This is a genomic window from Streptomyces canus (assembly GCF_001514145.1).
In the GTDB taxonomy this organism is placed as follows: domain Bacteria; phylum Actinomycetota; class Actinomycetes; order Streptomycetales; family Streptomycetaceae; genus Streptomyces; species Streptomyces canus.
Genome location: NZ_KQ948723.1, coordinates 1 through 1,124 on the forward strand (window position 1 = coordinate 1; position 1,124 = coordinate 1,124).

The following is a 1,124-nucleotide window of genomic DNA, read 5'->3' on the forward strand; positions in this document are numbered from 1 at the left end:
TAGAGGTCGTTTTCATCTCTAGTGCGGTGATAGCTCCGCTATTGCACCCGCCGATGAACCGGTGCGGGTGGGGCCGCCGGGGTGGTCTTGCTTCCTGGGGTCGATGGTGTGACCTCTGGGGCACGAGTCGGCTTGCGCCTGTCTCATTCCAGGAGGCCCGGATCCGTTCCGTGCTTCCGCCGGCCGGGATGCACGCCTGGGCGCACGCCCCCGGCCGGCGGTACGTCCAGGACATGGCCGACCGTCGTGCGTATCCGAGTGATCTGTCCGATGCCCGCTGGGAGTTGATTGAGCCGGTCCTGTCCGCGTGGCGCTTCGAGCGTCGCGGCCGGGCCCTGGACTTCGGTCGGCCGCCCGAGCATGACCTGCGCGAGATCATGAACGCGATCCTGTACGTGGACCGCACCGGGGTGCAGTGGCGCTACCTGCCTCACGACTTCCCGAACTGGAACACGGTCTACGGCTACTTCGCCAAATGGCAGTCCGACGGCATCTTCGCCCAACTCAACGGCCTGCTGAGGGAGTTAGTGCGACAGCGAGAGGGACGGAACGCCGAGCCGTCCGCCTGCGTGATCGACGCCCAGAGCGTGAAGACCTCCGCCTCCGTCCCTGCCAGGACGCAGGGCATCGACGCGGGCAAGAAGATCGTGGGCCGCAAGCGCAGCATCATTACGGACACCCTCGGCCTGCTGCTCGCGGTGCTGGTCACCGCGGCCAGTGTCCAGGACTCCGTGGCCGGCACCCAACTGATCGACCACCTCGCCACCACTCACACCTCGATCCGCAAGGTCTGGGTCGACGGCGGCTATCGCAGGCATTTCGTCGAGCACGCCGCCACCCTCGGCATCGACATGGAAATCGTCCAACGCACCCCCGGGACCAGGGGCTTCACCCCGATCCCGAAACGGTGGACGGTCGAGCGGACCTACGGCTGGCTGATGCTGCACCGCCGCCTGGCGCGAGACTACGAGACCCTCCCTGCCCGCTCCGAAGCCATGATCTACCTCGCCATGACCGACCTCATGACCCGCCGTCTCACCGGCGAGACCACCATCTCCTGGCGCGACCCGACATCACCAGACCAACTACGCATCCCGGGATGAAACAACGGGAGAAAACGACCT

1 protein-coding gene is annotated in these 1,124 nt (G+C 66.3%); it reads left to right on the top strand.

Annotation, left to right across the window (positions count from 1 at the left end; translation table 11 throughout):
• Nucleotides 1–233 precede the first annotated feature (233 nt).
• Nucleotides 234–1,103 carry an IS5 family transposase gene (locus AQJ46_RS51220; protein ID WP_059212223.1) on the top strand — a complete coding sequence of 290 codons (870 nt, stop codon included), beginning with the start codon at nucleotides 234–236 and terminating at the stop codon, nucleotides 1,101–1,103.
• The last annotated feature ends 21 nt before the right edge of the window (nucleotides 1,104–1,124 follow it).